Annotated in this window: 16 protein-coding genes; 6 read left to right on the top strand and 10 right to left on the bottom strand. The window is 72.8% G+C overall.

Translation table 11 applies throughout. The annotated features are described in order from the left end of the window. Window positions 1-81: 81 nt before the first annotated feature. From ACIP4O_RS23880 to ACIP4O_RS23860, 5 genes are all read right to left on the bottom strand, one after another. Window positions 82-1,002: a carbohydrate ABC transporter permease gene (locus tag ACIP4O_RS23880; RefSeq protein ID WP_401577336.1), complete on the bottom strand. Its 921-nt coding sequence runs from the start codon at window positions 1,000-1,002 to the stop codon at window positions 82-84. 14 nt (window positions 1,003-1,016) lie between these two features. After that, window positions 1,017-2,012, bottom strand: a complete 996-nt coding sequence (locus ACIP4O_RS23875) for a sugar ABC transporter permease (protein ID WP_361335500.1) — start codon at window positions 2,010-2,012, stop codon at window positions 1,017-1,019. 87 nt (window positions 2,013-2,099) lie between these two features. Then, window positions 2,100-3,419: an extracellular solute-binding protein gene (locus tag ACIP4O_RS23870; RefSeq protein WP_361335435.1), complete on the bottom strand. Its 1,320-nt coding sequence runs from the start codon at window positions 3,417-3,419 to the stop codon at window positions 2,100-2,102. Window positions 3,420-4,010: 591 nt separating this feature from the next. Continuing rightward, window positions 4,011-4,151, bottom strand: a complete 141-nt coding sequence (locus tag ACIP4O_RS23865) for a hypothetical protein (protein ID WP_401577334.1) — start codon at window positions 4,149-4,151, stop codon at window positions 4,011-4,013. A 507-nt stretch (window positions 4,152-4,658) separates the two neighbouring features. Continuing rightward, window positions 4,659-4,883 carry a hypothetical protein gene (locus tag ACIP4O_RS23860; RefSeq protein ID WP_401577332.1) on the bottom strand — a complete coding sequence of 75 codons (225 nt, stop codon included), beginning with the start codon at window positions 4,881-4,883 and terminating at the stop codon, window positions 4,659-4,661. A 338-nt stretch (window positions 4,884-5,221) separates the two neighbouring features. Between ACIP4O_RS23860 and ACIP4O_RS23855 the strand changes: the two genes are divergently transcribed. After that, window positions 5,222-6,253, top strand: coding sequence for a lactonase family protein (locus ACIP4O_RS23855; protein ID WP_401577330.1), 1,032 nt, complete (start codon window positions 5,222-5,224; stop codon window positions 6,251-6,253). A gap of 155 nt (window positions 6,254-6,408) precedes the next feature. On the opposite strand, the gene ACIP4O_RS23850 is transcribed toward ACIP4O_RS23855, so the two are convergent. Then, entirely contained in the window at window positions 6,409-7,347 is a 939-nt protein-coding gene (locus ACIP4O_RS23850; RefSeq protein WP_401577328.1) for a sirohydrochlorin chelatase, read from the bottom strand. Between the two features lie 154 nt (window positions 7,348-7,501). Continuing rightward, entirely contained in the window at window positions 7,502-8,488 is a 987-nt protein-coding gene (locus tag ACIP4O_RS23845) for an N-acetylglucosamine kinase (protein WP_401577326.1), read from the bottom strand. Window positions 8,489-8,619: 131 nt separating this feature from the next. Here ACIP4O_RS23845 and ACIP4O_RS23840 point away from each other — a divergent pair, with 131 nt between their 5' ends. Both ACIP4O_RS23840 and ACIP4O_RS23835 read left to right on the top strand, forming a co-directional pair. After that, window positions 8,620-9,297, top strand: a complete 678-nt coding sequence (locus ACIP4O_RS23840) for a uracil-DNA glycosylase (protein WP_361335419.1) — start codon at window positions 8,620-8,622, stop codon at window positions 9,295-9,297. A 158-nt stretch (window positions 9,298-9,455) separates the two neighbouring features. Then, window positions 9,456-10,565, top strand: coding sequence for an MFS transporter (locus ACIP4O_RS23835; protein WP_401577773.1), 1,110 nt, complete (start codon window positions 9,456-9,458; stop codon window positions 10,563-10,565). On the opposite strand, the gene mmuM is transcribed toward ACIP4O_RS23835, so the two are convergent. Next, the gene (gene mmuM / locus ACIP4O_RS23830) at window positions 10,528-11,442 is read right to left on the bottom strand and encodes a homocysteine S-methyltransferase (protein WP_401577324.1); all 915 of its coding nucleotides are present in this window, start codon (window positions 11,440-11,442) and stop codon (window positions 10,528-10,530) included. The genes ACIP4O_RS23835 and mmuM overlap by 38 nt on opposite strands. A gap of 123 nt (window positions 11,443-11,565) precedes the next feature. Here mmuM and ACIP4O_RS23825 point away from each other — a divergent pair, with 123 nt between their 5' ends. Next, the gene (locus ACIP4O_RS23825; RefSeq protein ID WP_401577322.1) at window positions 11,566-12,669 is read left to right on the top strand and encodes an NADH:flavin oxidoreductase/NADH oxidase; all 1,104 of its coding nucleotides are present in this window, start codon (window positions 11,566-11,568) and stop codon (window positions 12,667-12,669) included. Window positions 12,670-12,796: 127 nt separating this feature from the next. Then, window positions 12,797-13,156, top strand: a complete 360-nt coding sequence (locus tag ACIP4O_RS23820) for an ArsR/SmtB family transcription factor (protein WP_401577771.1) — start codon at window positions 12,797-12,799, stop codon at window positions 13,154-13,156. Here ACIP4O_RS23820 and ACIP4O_RS23815 read toward each other — a convergent pair. Continuing rightward, the gene (locus ACIP4O_RS23815; RefSeq protein ID WP_401577321.1) at window positions 13,070-14,587 is read right to left on the bottom strand and encodes a nucleobase:cation symporter-2 family protein; all 1,518 of its coding nucleotides are present in this window, start codon (window positions 14,585-14,587) and stop codon (window positions 13,070-13,072) included. The two genes, ACIP4O_RS23820 and ACIP4O_RS23815, sit on opposite strands and share 87 nt — an antisense overlap. A 256-nt stretch (window positions 14,588-14,843) precedes the next feature. Then, window positions 14,844-15,488, bottom strand: coding sequence for a DUF305 domain-containing protein (locus tag ACIP4O_RS23810; RefSeq protein ID WP_401577769.1), 645 nt, complete (start codon window positions 15,486-15,488; stop codon window positions 14,844-14,846). Window positions 15,489-15,658: 170 nt separating this feature from the next. Here ACIP4O_RS23810 and ACIP4O_RS23805 point away from each other — a divergent pair, with 170 nt between their 5' ends. Beyond that, complete coding sequence (locus ACIP4O_RS23805; protein WP_401577319.1) at window positions 15,659-17,146, top strand: LVIVD repeat-containing protein; 1,488 nt, start codon at window positions 15,659-15,661, stop codon at window positions 17,144-17,146. The last annotated feature ends 196 nt before the right edge of the window (window positions 17,147-17,342 follow it).

The raw sequence follows: 17,342 nt of genomic DNA, 5'->3' as shown, positions 1-17,342 counted from the left end.
AAGAACGGCGTACGGGGCGCCGGGGGTTCACAGGGGACGGCCGCCCCCGGCCGCGACGACGTGGCCGGGGCAGGGCCGGACTCAGCCCTTGACCGCGCCGGCCATGATGCCGCCCACGATCTGCTTGCCGAAGACGATGAACACCACGATCAGCGGCAGGGTGCTGATGAGGGCGCCCGCCATCACGATCGACTGATCGGGCGTGTACGAGGCGCTGAGCTGGCCCAGCGCCACCTGGACGGTGGGATTGGCCTGGCTGAGCGAGAGGAACGGCCAGAAGAAATCGTTCCACGCCTGCACGAAGGTAAGCATCCCGAGGACCATCATCGCGGGCCGCGCCGCCGGCAGCACGATGCTGCGCACGATGCGCAGGTTGTTCGCGCCGTCCACCTTGGCGGCCTCGATCAGCTCGTACGGCAGCGCCTCGATGAGGTACTGGCGCATGAAGAAGACACCGAAGGCGCTCACGAGCGTCGGGAAGATGACCGAGGGCAGCTTGCCGCCCCAGCCGATGTCCGACATGAGCATGAACAGCGGGACGACGCTGAGCTGCGGCGGAATGGTGAGCGTCGCGATCACGGCGGTCATGAGGACCCCGCGGCCGCGGAAGCGCAGCTTGGCGAAGGCGTACCCGGCCAGCGTGCAGAAGAACAGCGTCGCCGCGGTGATGCAGCCCGCGACGATGAGCGTGTTCACGAGCGCCTTGCCGAGGTTGGCCTGCTCCCAGGCCGCCTGGAGGTTGTGCCACAGTCGGCCGCCCGGCAGGAACGGCGGCGGGCTGTCGAGCACCCGCTGCTGATCGTGCGAGGCGGCCACCAGCGTCCAGTACAGCGGGAAGACGGAGAGCACGCCGACGACCGCGAGGGCGAGGTACGTGAAGGGGCCGCCGCGCAGTTGCTCGCCCGCGCCGATGCGGAAGCGGCGCCTGCCGGTCGTCTTCGGCCCGGGGTCCGCGGGGTCCGTGGCGGCGAGCACGGGAGGAGTGGGTGTGGTCGTGGTCATGGGTTCGCTCCCTCTCAGCCCGCGCTCTTGCGCAGGAAGCGGCCGATCAGCCACTGGATCAGCGCGATCAGCAGCAGCAGGGCGAGCATCGACCAGGCCACGGCGGCGGCCGGGCCGAGGTGGCCGAGCTTCCAGCCGTAGTTGTAGAGATAGATGCTCAGCGTCTCGTACTGGTGCTCGCTGCCGCCCGTGGAACCGAGCGTGCCGCCCTCCAGGAGCAGCGGCTCGCCGAAGAGCTGCATCGAGCCGATCGTCGAGATGACGATGGTGAAGAGGATCGTCGGGCGCAGCGAAGGGATCGTCACCTTGCGGAACTGCTGCCAGCGCGAGGCCCCGTCGAGCGAGGCGGCCTCGTAGAGGTCCGTCGGCACCGCCTGCATCGCGGCGAGGTAGATGAGCGCGTTGTAGCCGGTCCAGCGCCAGATGACGATGACCGAGATGGCGATCTTCGACGTCCAGTGGCCGTTGGCCCAGTTGGTGTCGCCCAGGCCGACGAAGTGCAGCAGGTAGTTGAGCAGACCGCCGTCGGGGCGGAAGACGAGCGCGAAGACGAGCGCGGCGGTGGCGACGGACGTCGCGTACGGGGTGAGGATCACCGTCCGCCAGAACGTCGAGGCCCGCAGCCGGTAGTTGAGCAGGTGCGCGAGACCGAGCGCCACGAGGAGCTGCGGCACGGTCGAGATGACACCGATGATGAACGTGTTCGCGACCGCGTCCCAGAACTCGCCGTCGCCGAGGACGCGCTGGAAGTTGTCGAGCCCGATCCAGGTGGACTGGTCGAGCCCGGTCAGCTCGACGCGGTGCAGCGCGATCCAGCCGGTGTAGAGCAGCGGGTAGAGCCCGAAGGCGGCGAAGACGAGGAAGAACGGGGCGATGTAGGCGTACGGCGACGCCTTGTCGTCCAGGCGCCACAACCGGCTGCGCAGCCGGCGGCGGGCCTCGGCGCGTGCCGCGTCCCCCGCCGGGGGCGGGGGAGTGGCGGACGGCCTGGTGGGCGTGGAGGTGGCCACGGTTGTCCTTTCCTTCAAGGACGGACGGACGGGGAAAGGGGGCGCCCGGGGTGGCCCGCTCGCGAGCGGGCCACCCCGGGCGGACCGTCAGCCGATCGACTTGTCGATCGTCTCGGTGGCCGCCTTCCAGGCGTCGTCGGGCTTGGTGCCGCGCTGCTCCATGTTGTTGATCTGCTTCGAGAGCTCGTCCTTGATCGAGGCGTCCTTCGCGCCGAGGACGGCCTCGGGGATGCTCTCCGCCTCGCTCGCGTAGATCTCACCGATCGGCGCGTTGTTGAAGTAGGGGAGCGTCGCGCTCTTCACGTCCGCGAGCTCGTACGCCTTCTTGTTCGAGGGGAAGATGCCGGCGGCCTTGAAGGTCTTCGCCTGCTGCTCGGGGGCCGTCAGCCACTTGACGAGCGCGGTGGCCTCCTTGACGTGCTTGCCCGACTTGGGCACCGAGAGGAAGGAACCGCCCCAGTTGGCGGCCGTCTCACCGGGGGCCTTGGCGATGTCCCACTTGCCCTTGAAGGCGTCACCAGCGTTGACCTGGATCTGGTTGGCCATCCACGCAGGGCACACGACGGTGGCCACGGTGCCCTTGCGCAGGGCCGCCTCCCACGGGTCCTGGAACTGCGCGAGGCCCCCGCTCAGCTTCTTGTCGGCGACCTCGGCGGCCAGCTTCCAGCCCTGCTTGACGCTGGGGCTGTCCTTGTAGACCGGCTTGCCGCTCTTGTCGTAGTACTGCTCGGCGTTGGAGGAGACGACGGCGTTGAACATCGCGCTCGCGGAGTCCGTGAAGAACGTGCCCTCGGGCGCCTTCTTCTTGTACTCCTGGCCGAGCTTGATGTAGTCCTCCCAGCCGCCCGCGACGGCCGTGGCCACGGTCTCGCGGTCGTCGGGCAGCCCCGCCTTCTCGAAGAGGTCGCGGCGGTAGCACAGGGACATCGGGCCGATGTCGGTGCCGGCACCGATCACCGCGCCGTCCTTCGTCGTGGCCTGCTTCTCCTTCCAGGAGACCCAGTCGTCCACGTTGATCGACTTGCTGAGGTCGACGAACTTGGCCGCCTGGGTGTCCGTGACCTCCTTGATGCGCCCGACCTCGACACCGACCACATCGCCGAGACCACTGTTGCTGTTGAGCTGCTGGAGCAGCTTCGGGTAGTAGTCCTGCTCGTCGGCGGTCGTGTCTTCCTTGACCGTGATGTTCGGGTGGAGCTTGTGGTACTCGTCGAAGAGCTTCGCCTCCTTGTACCCGAACTGGCCGTAGTCGGCGACGGTCAGGGTGACCGATCCGTCGGACGCCTTGTCCGAGGAGTCGGAGTCGTCGCTGCAACCGGTCAGTACGAGGGCGCAGGCCGTCAGGGCCGTGGTCGCGAGGACCACGCTCTTCCTGGCGCGGCCCGGGGCCGTGCGGGTAATGCGCATTCCACTACTCCTATGTTCCGGCAACGGTGCCGGGTCGAGAAAGCGGCGTGTGGGAGCGGGGGTGAAGCGGGCCGCCAGGCCGGCCGGGCCGCGCGAGTGCGTGCGTGCGGCCGACTGTGGAGCGCTCCCACGCCCGACGTGGGAGCGTTCCCACGTGATGCCGGAAGGTTGCTGCCTGGGCTGGTGGCCTGTCAAGAGATGAAGTCGGTTCTGTTGCCGGCGTATGTCCTGCGGGAGGCCGACAGGGCCCTCTCGGCGGTGCCGCGCGGGCCGTTGAGGTGCGAAAAGAACAGCTCACGCCGCTCGTTGGACCCGATGGCCTCGCTTTGGTAGCCGTGGGGTCACGAAGAGGCCACGTTCAGGACCTGATGGTTGGGAACGGTGACCTGGGCGGGGGAGGGGTGAGGCGGCGTCAGGGCACCTGTGGGCGGGCCGGGATGTTCGCGGGCGCGAGGGCGGGGAGGGGCCTGCGCGGGCGGACGGGGCTCCGGCCATGGGTGAGCGCGGGGCACGACCACTCCGCGCGGACACGGGGGTGCGCCCCGCCCCTTCGTTTGCCGAAGCGAACGGTGCCGTACGGGGCTCCGGGGCTCAGCCCGCCTCGGGGCGGACGCCCCCGTACAAGCCCCAGTCGTCCAGGCCCGAGTGCACCCGCGCGACGCGCCCGCGCGGGAAGTCGAGGGAGACGGCCTCGCCCGTCCAGAGGCCCACGAGGCGGTGGGCCCCCGCCACCAGGTGTCCGCCAGGCGCCGTACCTCGCGCACGGGTTCGCAGTCGCCAAGCCCCACGTCGTCGACCTCGTCACCGGTGAACCGGGTGATTCGCGCGGCGGCGTGATGGGCGAGCGCGAGCGCCTCGACCCAGCCCTCGATGCTTGCGTGGAGGGGTGCCCAGTGGTTCGCCCCGGCCTGGACGCCGAACTCCCCTCCGGGCCCGATCAGGAAGGAGTAACGGGACGGCCGTGCGCTGCGCCCCCGCCTCGAACCGCTCGCCGGTGTCGTCGGCTTCCGGCCCGTCGGGGTCGAAGTGCCTGGGGCGGCCGCCGTATTCAGGCGCGGGCGGCAGGACGACGCCGCCCCACCTGTCCTGGTACGCCGCGCTCGTGCCACCACCGCCGGTTGTCCTCCACCGGGCGGACGTTGAGCCGGACGCCTCGCGTGGCGACGAACCGCCGCGCCTGTGAGGTGAGTCCGTCCGGCGGGACCGCCGGGCGGCTGGATGAACGGGGCCGAGTAGACGTCAGCGAGCGCTGTGCCCCGTGGTCGCCGGGGGCTGGTGGGCGGGGTGCGCGGGCGGCTCGTCCGCCGAGTCGGGGACCTTCACCATCACGAGCCTGCGGGCGGCACCGAGCCTGCGTCGCAGGCCGCGGTGGGTGTGCCGGGCGAGGACGAGGCCGAGTGCCAGTGAGGCGAGGAGCCATGCGCCGAGGACGACGAGAATCACGCCGAGAAGAGTCACGGCCATCGCCGCCTTTCCGTCGTAGAGGCCCGAGCGGCATCCGTACCCGTCGTGTGACCGCTGAGGGTAGTCGTACACCTGTGCTGTACGGGAAACAGTATGCCCTTGACAGCCGCTCAGGCGGAGAGCCGGTTTGGGGAGGGATTGTGTGCGGGCTCCCGAGGATGCCATGACGGAGCGGCGGGCCGCCCCGCCCCGCCCGCGGCGCCCGCCCGGGCCGGCGCGCCCTCCCGTACGGCCCCGGGTCCCGTCCCCCACCAGCGCCGACCCCCTCCCGTCCGGCTGCTACCGTCGCCCGGGGCGTCCCGGAGGGGGGCGTTCGCCGGGTGCGGAGGGGTGGAGCAGTGGACGGTACGTGGGCCGGTCGGGCGTACATCGGATCTTTCACGGCTGGGGGCGGCCAGGGCATCACGAGTGCCGAGGTGGACGCGGAGACGGGAGCACTCACCGTGCGGAGCGTCACGGAGACAGTGCCCGATCCCTCCTTCCTCGCGCTCGACGCGACTGGTGAACGGCTCTACGCGGTCAGCGAGACGGCCGAGGGAGCAGCCGTCGCGCTCGACCTCACAGCGGGCGCCCCCGCGCCGCTCGGCCCGCCCGTCCCCGTACGCGGTGAAGGCCCCACGCACCTGTGCCTGTACGACGGGCACCTCCTGACCGCGAACTACAACTCGGGCAGCGTCTCGGCGCTCCCCGTCCGCGCCGACGGCGGCCTCGGGCCCGTCTCCGGCGTCCTCACGCACAAGGGCTCGGGCCCGCACCCGCAGCGCCAGCAGGAGCCGCACACCCACCAGGTGCTCCCCGACCCCTCGGGCCGCTGGGCCGTCACCGTGGACCTCGGCACCGACTCGGTGCGCGTACTGAAGATCGTGGACGGAGCGCCCGTCGCGCACCGCGAGTTCGCGCTCCGCCCGGGCTCGGGCCCCCGGCACCTCGCGTTCCACCCGGACGGGGGACACCTGTACCTCCTCAACGAGCTGTCACCCACCCTTACGGTGTGCCGCTGGGACGCGGGTGACGGGACTCTCAAGGCGGTCATGGAGAGCGCGCTCCTGCCGCTCGCGCCGCAGGGCGACGCCTACGGCTCCGGGGTGCGGGTCTCGCCCGACGGGCGCTGGCTGTGGGCCGCCGTGCGCGGCGAGGACGTCGTCTCGGTCTTCGCGCTCGCGGGCGACGAGGCGCGCCTCGTGACCACCGTGCCGTGCGGCGGCACCTGGCCGCGCGACCTCGCCGTGCACCCCAGCGGCCGCTTCCTCTACACGGCCAACGAGCACAGCGGCGACGTCACCTGCTTCGCCGTCGACCCCGACACGGGGGTGCCGCGCGAGACCGGCTCGCTCGCCGTCCCCGCCGCCTCCTGCGTCGTCTTCGCCTGAGGCCGGCCCGAGGCCCGGTCCCCCTCGCGGGATCGGCTCCGCACACACCGCAGGGCCCGCACCGGCGCGTACGACGCCAGGAGCGGGCCCTGATGGATGAGCACGTGCCGCGCGGGGCGGCGACGGGGCGGACGGCGGACAGGTGGCCCCGCGAATCAGCGCTGCGGGAAGCCCTGCGGGCGGGCCTGGGCGATGCCCAGCGCGTCCGTGTACTTGTCGACGACGAGCTTGCCGATCGCCGGGTAGGCGCCGAGCGGCTCGGCCGCCGGGCACTCGGCCTCCTCGGCGGCACCCCGCAACAGCCCTTCGTCCAGCTCGGGGCCGACGAGGTACGGGGCCAGCGCGAGCTGGGTCGCCCCGGCCTCGCGCAGCTCGGCGGCCTTCGCCGCGATCGCGCCCTCCTGGTCGAGCGCCGCCGCCATGACCGGCACGGCGAGCCGCGCGGCGAGCAGCATGCCCGTGATCCCGGCCGCCTGCACGGCCTCCTCGCCGCCCACCGTGGCGAGGATGATGCCGTCCGCCGCGGTCGCCACGGTGAACAGCCGCGCGCGGTCGGCCCGTGCGAGCCCGGCCTCCGACAGACGCACGTGCAGGGCCTCGGCGAGCAGCGGGTGCGGGCCGAGCACGGCGGTCAGCTCGGCGACCGCGCGGCTGTCGTTCACCGCCTGGCGCACGCGGCGCAGGAGCGCGCTGTCGGGCCCGGCGAGCAGCGGCACCACGACGGCGGAGGGACCGTCGTCGGCGGGCACGTCGGCGCCCGCCTCGGCGGCCCGCGCGCGGCGCTCGGCGCGCTGCGCGGAGACGTGCGCGAGCACGGCGCTCAGCTGCGGGTACTCGGCCTGGATCGGGTCGGTCTCCGCGCTGTCGAGGTAGCCGACGTGCGCGTCGAGTCCGGGCAGCTCGGAACGGGCGATGCTGGTGACCTCGTCCGCGAGCTGCCGGACCTCCTTGCCCGGGGTTCCTGGCACGGCCAGGACGAGGGCGGGGGCGTTGTCGGGCGCCACCACCGGTTCGGGTCGGCGGTGCCGTCCCGACTGGCGCGGACGGGGCATGCGTACGGGCAGGCCGGATGCGGGCCCTGAGGGGGTGCTCATGGCGCCGCATGGTACTGGTTTCCACCGGCTCGTCGTTCGGGCAGGGGGAGCGTGCGCGGTATCCGTCCGTATTTTTCCGGTCGGTACGGGAACAGGCCGGTGTCCCGCGCTTTCTCCCCTCGCCCCCGACGCCGCGAAGCGTCCGCGGAAGGTCTCAGTCCGCTGCCCGACGCACCGTCAAGTGCGTCCCGTCCACGGGCAGTCGCAGCCCGTCACCGGCGAGCGCCCGCGCGAGCAGGACGGCACCGTCCAGCGGATCGCCCGCCGCGGGCACCCGCGCCGCCTTCGGCAGGACGCGCGCCAGTTCCGCGTCGAGCGGCCCGAGCAGCGGCGCACCCATCCGGAACAGGCCGCCGGTGAGGGCGACGACTCCGTCCGCCGGGCAGACCGCCGCGGCGGAAGCGGCGATGTGGCCCGCCGCGTCCCGCAGCACCCCGGCGGCGAGCGGGTCCCCGTCCTCGCTCGCGGCGGCGGCGACCTGCGGCGCGAAGGAGGCGAGGACCGCCGCCCGGTCGGCACGCGGGTACAGCAGCGCCGGCAGCCCGGGCAGCGCCCCGAACCGCGCCTCGGCCCGGCGCCTCAGCGCCGCCGAGCCCCCGGGACGCCCGTCCAGTGCGCGCAGCGCCGCGTCGAGCCCGGCCCGTCCGATCCACGCCCCGCTCCCCGCGTCCCCGAGCAGGTGGCCCCAGCCGTCGGCGCGGTGCCAGGCCCGCAGATCGGTGCCGAGCGCGATCATTCCCGTACCGGCGGCGACGACGGCTCCCGCCCGCTGCCCGAGCGCGCCCGCGTAGGCCGTCGCCGCGTCCGAGACCAGACCGAGCACCGGCAGCCCGAGCGCGTCGGAGAGCGCCCCCGGGAGCACGGCCCGCAGGTCGGCGCCGAGTGTCGCCATCCCCGCCGCGCCCACCACGAGCGCGGCCGGCCGCGCCCCCTCGGGCAGTGCTCCGCGCACGGCGGGCACGAGTTGTTCGAGCAGGTGCGCCGCCGAGATCCCCTCCGGGCCCGTCCGCACGGGCACGCGCGAGACGAGCACCCTCGGCTCCCGGTACGGGCCTCCGGCTACCGCGAACCGCACCCCGGAACCGCCCGAGTCCACACCCACCACGAGGGGCTCACGGCCTGCGGTGTCGTACGGCGGCATGAGCGGGTCTCCTCGGACACACGGGACGGGGCGGGCCGCAGCCTAGCCCTCCGCGCGCGGGTGCCCCACGCCGGGGAGCCGCGCGCGGGCCCGGATTGGGACGTACGTCACTGCGCCGATAGAGTGACGCCGTGCCAGCACAACCCTTGAACGAAGTGGTCGAAGCGGGCTGGGCCGAGGCCCTCGCCCCAGTCGCCGGGCGCATCGCCGCCATGGGGGACTTCCTGCGCGGCGAGATCGCCGCCGGGCGCACGTACCTCCCCGCGGGGAAGAACATCCTGCGCGCCTTCCAGCAGCCACTGGACGAGGTCAAGGTGCTGATCGTCGGTCAGGACCCCTACCCGACGCCCGGCATGGCGATCGGTCTGAGCTTCGCCGTCGCCCCCGAGGTGCGGCGCCTGCCGGGCTCGCTCGTCAACATCTACCGCGAACTCCAGGCGGACCTCGGCGTCCCCCAACCCTCCAACGGCGACCTCACGCCCTGGACCCGGCAGGGCGTCCTGCTCCTCAACAGGGCACTCACGACCGCCCCCGGCAGCCCGGCCGCGCACCGGGGCAAGGGCTGGGAGGAGGTCACCGAGCAGGCGATCCGCGCCCTCGTCGCGCGCGGCAAGCCCCTCGTCTCGATCCTGTGGGGCCGCGACGCCCGCAACCTGCGCCCGCACCTCGGCGACTACCCCGCCATCGAATCGGCGCACCCCTCGCCGATGTCCGCCGACCGCGGTTTCTTCGGCTCCCGCCCCTTCAGCCGCGCCAACGACCTGCTCCTCCAGCAGGGCGCCCAGCCGGTGGACTGGCGACTGCCGTAGCCCGCGCCGGGGCCCGCCGGGTCGCGGGCCCGGTCCGGATGCGCGGAAACCGCTTGCGCGGAAACAGTTTGCGCATCTCCCCGTACGGCGTGTGATGTGGCCGTGTGAACGCCTTCACGGAAAACCGGTGGCGCGCCCCCGTCGTACTCCTCGGGCTCATGCTCGCGGCCTTCGCCTTCAACACCGCTGAGAACCTTCCCGTCGGGCTGCTCGGCCGCATCGCCGGTGGTCTCGACGTGCCGCTGTGGGCGGTCGGTCTGCTGGTCTCGTGCTACGGGCTCACCGTCGCGGTGGTCTCGGTCCCGCTCGCCCACCTCACCCGTGCCGTGCCCCGCCGCCACCTCCTCACCGGCGTCCTCGCGGCCCTCGTCTTCTCCGGCCTCGGCGCCGCCCTCGCCCCCGCGTACCTCCCGCTCCTTGCCGCGCGCTTCGTCACCGCGCTCGCGCAGGCGCTCTTCTGGGCCGTGCTCGGGCAGGTCGCCGTCGGCCTGTTCGCGCCACGCCTGCGCGGCCGGGTACTCGGGGTCGTGTCGGTCGCGGGTTCCCTCGCGCTCGTCGTGGGCGTCCCGGCCGGGACCTGGATCGGGCGGCACGGCGACTGGCGGCTCCCCTTCGGCCTGCTCGCCGTCCTCGGCCTCCTCGCCCTCCTGCCGATCGCGGTGCTGCTGCCCACCACGCCACCGGAGAGTGCCCCGGCCTCGTACGCGAGCGAGCCGAGCGCACGCCGCTTCCGCGTGGTCCTCCTCGCCGTCGCGCTCTCCGCCACCGGCGGCTTCGCCGGATTCACCTACGTCGTCGAACTCCTCGGCACCGAGAGCGGGTTCGCGCCGGGCACGGTGAGCCTGCTGCTCGTCTGCCTCGGTCTCGCCTGCCTCGCCGGGGTGGCCGCCACGGGCCCCTTCCTCGACCGCTTCCCCTGGGCCGCGCTCACCACCGCCGTCGTGGTGCAGTCCGCCGGACTCCTCGGCCTCGCCGTCGCGGCCCGCCACCAGGTCCTCGCCGTGTGCTCGCTCGCCGTGCTCGGCCTCGCGCTCGGCCCGGTCTTCCTCGCCGCGCAGAACGCGATGCTCCGCTACGCGCCCCGCCGCACGGACCTCGCGCTCGCCGCCAACTCGGGCGCCTACAACGCGGGCATCGCCGCGGGGGCAGCGCTCGGCGGGCTCGTCCTCGCCCGAGCCGGAGTACGCGCCACGTTCCTGGCGGGCGGCTTCGTGAGTCTTGCCGCCGGGCTCACGCTCCTGCGCGCAGCACGTCCGCGACACCCCTGATCCCGTCCGGCCCCACCCGGCAGCAACCCCCGATGAGCCGCGCCCCGGCCGCGTACCACTCGGCGGCGAGGCCCGGCGCGAAACTCGGGTCGCTGCGCCAGCCCCGCGCGCGGGAGTCCCACCGCTCGCCGCTGTTCGGGTAGGCCACGCCCGGCTTCCCGCTCGCGGCGACCGCGCGCCGTACCGCCTGAGCCACCTCCAGGGGCTCGCAGCAGTTGACCCCCACCGCCACCACCTCCTCGGCCCCCGCCGCGAGCCCGAAGGCCGCCTCCAGCGGCTGCCCCGCCCGCGTCCGTCCGCCCGCCACGCTGTACGAGAGCCACACGGGCACCCCGCAGCCGCGCACCACGGCGAGCAGCGCCCGCGCCTCGTCCACGTCCGGGACGGTCTCCAGCGCGAGGACGTCGGGCCCGGCCGCGAGCAGGGCCTCGACCCGGGGGCCGTGGAAGCGTTCGAGCGCGGCGCGGCCCACCCCGTACCGCCCCCGGTACTCGGAGCCGTCCGCGAGCATCGCGCCGTAGGGGCCCACCGAAGCCGCGACCCACCTGCTTCCCGAGGCGCGGGCCGCCGCCACCGACAGGGCGAGCAGCTCGCGCGTGCGCGCCGCGTCGATGCCGTGCCGCGCGAAGCCCTCGAAGCTCGCCTGGTAGCTCGCCGTCGTCGCGACCTCCGCGCCCGCCGCCGTGTAGGCGCGGTGCGCCTCGGTGAGCGCGGCGGGCTCGTCGCGCAGCAGCCGAGCCGACCACAGCGCGTCCGCGAGGCCGTGCCCCGCCGCCTCCAACTCGTTCGACAAGCCGCCGTCCAGGACGACCGCCCGCTCGCGCAGTGCCCGGACGAACCCCTCGGAGCCGCTCGCCCGCGTATCCGTACCGTCCATCCTTCCAGGCTAGGCCGCGACGACGGGGCCGCCACCGGCCGCTTCATACGAGAGTTTTCGTATTACGAGGAGACTCGTACTATGCTCGGCGGTCCCGCCACTCCACCATGAAAGGGGAATCGCGTGAGCGCGCTCTTCGAGCCCTACGCCCTCCGGTCGCTGACCGCCCGCAACCGGCTCTGGATGGCGTCCATGTGCCAGTACAGCGCCGTCCCGGACGGGCCGGAGCAGGGGGTGCCGAACGACTGGCACTTCCAGCACCTCGCCGCGCGCGCCACCGGCGGCACCGGGCTCATCCTCACCGAGGCGACCGGCGTCAGCCCCGAGGCCCGCATCAGCCCGTACGACCTCGGGCTGTGGAACGACGCGCAGGTCGAGGGCTTCCGCCGCATCACGCGCTTCCTCGACGAGCAGGGCGCCGTCTCCGGCGTCCAGCTCGCGCACGCCGGGCGCAAGGCCTCGACGGAGCGCACCTGGGTCGATCGCGGCGCCCCCATCCCCGCCGGTGCGGAGCACGGCTGGACGCCCGTCGCCCCGAGCGCGCTCGCCTTCACGGACGCCCACACCGTCCCCGAGGAGCTGACCGAGGACGGCATCCGCGAGATCGTCGGCCAGTTCGCGGACGCGGCCCGCCGCGCGCTCGACGCCGGATTCCGTACCGCCGAGATCCACGGCGCGCACGGCTACCTCATCCACCAGTTCCTCTCCCCGTACAGCAACCACCGCACCGACGCCTACGGCGGCTCCTACGAGAACCGCACCCGTTTCGCGCGCGAGGTCGTCGACGCGGTACGCGCCGTGTGGCCCGAGGAACTGCCGCTGCTCTTCCGCATCTCGGCCACCGACTGGTTCGAGGAGGACCCCGAGGACCCGCGCACGGGCTGGACCGCCGACGAGACCGTCGCCTTCGCCCGCACCCTCAAGGAGCACGGCGTCGACCTCCTCGACGTCTCGACGGGCGGCATCTCGCCCACCGCGCCGATCGCGAGCGGCCCCGGCTACCAGGTGCGTTTCGCCGAGCGGGTCAAGAACGAGACGGACCTCGCGGCAGCCGCTGTCGGGCTCATCACCGAGGCGCGGCAGGCCGAGAAGATCCTCGCGGACGGCCAGGCCGACGCGATCCTCCTCGGCCGCGAACTCCTGCGCGACCCGCACTTCGCCGCGCACGCCGCCACGGAACTCGGCGAGCAGCCGTACGTGGCACAGCCCTACCACCGCGCGTACTGAGCCCACCCGCGCACCACTCGCCGTGTGCCGGTGCCGCCCCCGTCGTCAGGGGAGCGGCACCGGCACACGTCGTACGATGGCCGCGCACCGACCGCCCGTACCCCGCCCGCCCCGCCTGGAGCCCGCCGTGACGACCCCCGCCGCAGGCAGCCGCGCCCTGCCGCACCCCGAGCGCGCCGAGATCCGGCTCGAAGCGGTGCTCCACGCGCTCGCCGACCCGCTGCGGCTGCGCATCGTGCGCGAACTCGCCGCGCGGGAACGGGAACTGAACTGCTCGGAGTTCCCCCTGCCGGTCACCAAGTCGACCTCGACGCACCACTTCCGCGTCCTGCGCGAGAGCGGAGTGGTGCGCCAGGTCTACCGGGGTACGGCGAAGCTCAACGGGCTGCGCAGGGAGGACCTAGACGCGCTCTTCCCCGGGCTTCTCGACCGCGTCCTCGACGCCGCCGCCCGCGAGGCCGACCGGCTCGGCGAGCCCGTTCGCTGAGGGCGCCGAGGTCGCTGAAGGTGCTGAGGGCGTCGAGGTCTCGGGGGAGGCGGGCGACGCGGCGGGTTCCTCGCTCGACGCTTCGGCCGGCCCCGGCGACGCCTTCGCGCCCGGCAGGTGGTTGAAGAGCAGGTTCAGGACGAGCGCGGTGAGGCACCCCGCGCTGATGCCGCTGTGCATGACCGTCTGGAACCAGTCCGGGAAGCGGTCGTAGACCGTCGGGACGCCCACCGGGAGCAGCCCCACCGCGAGCGCGACAGCGACCACCGTCAGGTTGTGGTTGCCCTTGAAGTCGACCTCCGCGAGCGTGCGCAGCCCGCTCGCCGCGACCGTCCCGAACATGACCAGCCCCGCCCCGCCGAGCACGGGCGCGGGCACCGCGGCGACCACCGCGCCGAGCTTCGGCAGCAGCCCGAGCAGGACGAGCATCCCGCCGGCCGCCGCGACCACCCAGCGGCTGCGCACCCGCGTCATCCCGACGAGCCCCACGTTCTGGGCGAAGGCCGTGTACGGAAAGGTGTTGAAGACACCGCCGAGCACGGTCGAGATCCCGTCCGCGCGCAGCCCGTCCGCGAGCGTGCCCGGTTCCGCCCTGCGCCCCGTCATCTCGCCGACCGCGATGATGTCTCCCGAGGTCTCCGTCATCGACACGAGCGAGACGATGAGCAGCGACACGATCGCGCCCGCCTCGAAGGTCGGCGCACCGAAGTGGAACGGGGTACTGATCCCCGCCCAGTCCGCGTCACCGACACCGCCGAAGTCCGTGAAGCCGAACGGGATCGCGACCAGGACACCCACGACGATCCCGACGAGCACCGCGATCCGGCTCAGGAACGCCGGGGCGAAGCGCTGCACGCCGATCACGACGAGCAGGACGAAGAGGGCGAGCGCGAGGTTCTTCGGCGCGCCGAAGTCCTTCGCCCCCTCACCACCGGCGACCCACGCCCCCGCGACCGGCATGAGCGAGAGACCGATGACGAGGATGACCGTGCCCGTCACGAGCGGCGGGAAGAATCGCAGCAGCCGCCCGAAGACCGGTGCGAGCAGCACCATCGCGAGCCCCGCGACGATCACGGCCCCGTAGATCGCGGGCAGCCCGCCCGAGCCCGTACCGATGAGCACCATCGGCGCGACGGCGGCGAACGTACAGCCCTGCATGAGCGGCAGCCGGACCCCGAACCGCCACACGCCGACGCACTGGATGAGCGTCGCGACCCCGGATATCAGCAGGTCGGCGGTGATGAGGTAGGCGAGATCGGCGGGCGGCAGCTTCATCGCCCCGCCCACGATCAGCGGGACGGCGACCGCGCCCGCGTACATCGCGAGCACGTGCTGGAGCCCGAAGGCGAAGAGCGAGAGGGGCGGCGGTACTTCGTCCACGGGGTGTACGGCCTTCGCGGGCCGCGCGGTGGCCGGTGGTGCGCTCGGCATGGGCACTCCTGGGGAACGGCGGACCCGCACGGGCCCGCGACGGACGGGGACAGGGCAGAGTCTGGGGGACGGTTCAACTGGCTGGAACCGTAGGGAACTTAAACATTCTGTTGATGACCGCGGGGTTTCCGTGCCGTTTCCCCGCCCCCGGCCGCTCACCACCCGCGGGGCGGGTCCCCGCCGAAGCCCCGCCCGGTCCGCCCCGCTCACCCCTCGCCGACGGCCGGTCCTCCCCGTCCCTCGCGAGCGCCCGCGCTCAGCCCTTCGCCAGCGCCTCCATGCGGTGGATCTCGCTGCTCTGCTGCGCCACCACGTCGTTCGCCATCTCCTCGACCCGCATGTTGTTGCCGCTTCCGAGCACCTCGCCCGCCATGGCGATCGCGCCTTCGTGGTGCTTCGTCATGAGCCGCAGGAAGAGCTGGTCGAAGTCCTTGCCGCGCGCCTTCTTCACCGCCGTGAGCTGCGCCTTCGTCGCCATGCCGGGCATCGTGCCGTGCGCGTGCTCCGGGGTGCGGGTCCCCTTCGGGTCGTACTGGGCCTGCCAGCCCTTCATCGCGTCGATCTCCGGGCCCTGCGTGTCCGCGATCCGTTCGGCCAGTGCCTTCACCCCGGCCGAGGACGCCCGTCCCGGCACGAGCCCGCTCAGTTCGATCGCCTGCGCGTGATGCGCCTTCATCATCGCCACGTAGCGGAAATCGGCCGTGTTGGGCCGGTCGTCCTCCTTCTTGGCCGATTCCGCCTCCTTGGGAGAGAGCGTTTTCGCCGGTTCTCCGGGCTTCCCCGGCGCGATCACCGAACTCGCCGAAGTTCTGGGCTTCTCGACCCCGCCATCCGGCTCCTGACCTCCCCCTCCGCACGCCGCGAGCCCCAGGCACAGGGCGAGCGACAGCACGCCCCGCACGCCCCACCGGACACCAGGGGAACCAGAAGATTCCATGACGATCCTGTTACCCGCTCTTGATATGTGCATGAGGAGCACGATACTTCGATCAGTCCCCGAACCATTCAACTCCGTTCATTCGCCGCCGAGATCAGGCGGAGACGGGCGGAGAAGAGGGAGAAGAGGAAGCAGTGACCCTGTCCAACCACCCCCACACCCGGCGCAGACGCCTCGGCGTCGGAGCCGCGGCGGCGGGACTGCTCGCCGCGCTGCTCGCCGTGAGCCCCGCGGCGGCGACGCCGGGCCCCGGCGACGAGAGCGCCTCCCGTACGGCGGCCAGTTCCGAGGCCGCGGCCTCCGCCAAGAAGGACGTGGCCTCGGGCGAGATACCGGGCCAGGACGAGATAGTCCACTCCCGCAACATCGAGCACCTCAGCAACACCCCCAAAGACGCGCTGGCGAGCACCAACTCCGACCTCGCCTTCCAGGGCAAGTACGCCTTCGCCGGGAACTACGACGGCTTCCGCGTCTTCGACCTGAGCAACCCGAAGAAGCCGCGCACCGTCACCCAGGTCCTGTGCCCCGGCTCGCAGAACGACATCTCCGTCTCGGGCGACCTGCTCTTCCTGTCCACCGACTCCTCGCGCAGCGACGACTCCTGCAACAGCACGACGCAGCCCGCGACCGAGAAGTCCTCCTGGGAGGGCATCAAGGTCTTCGACATCAGCGACGTGCGGCACCCCGAGTACGTCGCCTCCGTCGAGACCTCCTGCGGCTCGCACACCCACACGCTCGTCCCGGAGCGCAAGGACGTGTACGTGTACGTGTCCTCTTACTCGCCGAGCGCCACGTTCCCGGACTGCCAGCCGCCGCACGACGGGATCTCCGTCATCAAGGTGCCGCGCAAGTCGCCGCAGCAGGCGAAGGTCGTCGACTTCCCCGTGCTCTTCCCGGACGGCGGAAACCCGGGCGGCTCCGTGAACCCGGGCGTCTCGGCCACCACCGGCTGCCACGACATCACCACGCTGCCCTCCGAGGACCTCGCGGCCGGGGCCTGCATGGGTGACGGCGTCCTGCTCGACATCAAGAACCCGGCGAAGCCGCGCGTCATCGACCGCGTCCAGGACAACGAGAACTTCGCGTTCTGGCACTCCGCCACCTTCAACCAGAAGGCGAACAAGGTCGTCTTCACCGACGAACTCGGCGGCGGCGGCGCGGCCACCTGCAACGCGCAGGTCGGCCCGGACAAGGGCGCCGACGGCATCTACGACATCGTCGGCAAGGGCGACAAGCGCAAGCTCGTCTTCCGCTCCTACTACAAGATCCCGCGCCACCAGGCCGACACCGAGAACTGCGTCGCGCACAACGGCTCGCTCATCCCGGTCAAGGGCAAGGACCTCATGGTCCAGGCCTGGTACCAGGGCGGCGTCTCCGTCTGGGACTTCACCGACTCCACCAGGCCCCAGGAGATCGCCTACTTCGAGCGCGGCCCGCTCAGCACCGACCAGCTCGCCCTGGGCGGTTCCTGGTCCGCGTACTACTACAACGGCTACATCTACTCGAACGACATCGAGAAGGGCTTCGACGTCCTCAAGATCAGCGACCGCCGCACCGACCCCGCCAAGCGGGTCAAGGTCGACGAGCTGAACGTCCAGACCCAGCCGGACTACTTCGACTGAGCCCCTGGGCACGAGCCCACGAGGCCCCGCGCGCCTGCGAAGCCGTCTTCCGCACGCGCGGGACCGGCGCACCACCACGGCGGGGCCCCCCCCCCCGGGGGGGGGCCCCCCCCCCCCCCGGGGGGGCCCCCCGGGGGGCGCCCCCCCCCCCGGGGGCCCCACTAAAAACCCCCCCCGGGGGCCCCCAGGGCCCCCC

The sequence above is a fragment of the Streptomyces sp. NPDC088923 genome (genome assembly GCF_044749745.1).
Taxonomy (GTDB): Bacteria; Actinomycetota; Actinomycetes; order Streptomycetales; family Streptomycetaceae; genus Streptomyces.
This window is presented reverse-complemented; position numbering and strand designations above follow the sequence as displayed.

Coding starts and splice junctions, on each gene's coding strand:
- ACIP4O_RS23880 (WP_401577336.1), bottom strand. CDS start 1,002: ATGACCACGACCACACCCACTCCTCCCGTGCTCGCCGCCACGGACCCC.
- ACIP4O_RS23870 (WP_361335435.1), bottom strand. CDS start 3,419: ATGCGCATTACCCGCACGGCCCCGGGCCGCGCCAGGAAGAGCGTGGTC.
- ACIP4O_RS23860 (WP_401577332.1), bottom strand. CDS start 4,883: ATGGCCGTGACTCTTCTCGGCGTGATTCTCGTCGTCCTCGGCGCATGG.
- ACIP4O_RS23850 (WP_401577328.1), bottom strand. CDS start 7,347: ATGAGCACCCCCTCAGGGCCCGCATCCGGCCTGCCCGTACGCATGCCC.
- ACIP4O_RS23845 (WP_401577326.1), bottom strand. CDS start 8,488: ATGCCGCCGTACGACACCGCAGGCCGTGAGCCCCTCGTGGTGGGTGTG.
- ACIP4O_RS23835 (WP_401577773.1), top strand. CDS start 9,456: ATGCTCGCGGCCTTCGCCTTCAACACCGCTGAGAACCTTCCCGTCGGG.
- mmuM (WP_401577324.1), bottom strand. CDS start 11,442: ATGGACGGTACGGATACGCGGGCGAGCGGCTCCGAGGGGTTCGTCCGG.
- ACIP4O_RS23815 (WP_401577321.1), bottom strand. CDS start 14,587: ATGCCGAGCGCACCACCGGCCACCGCGCGGCCCGCGAAGGCCGTACAC.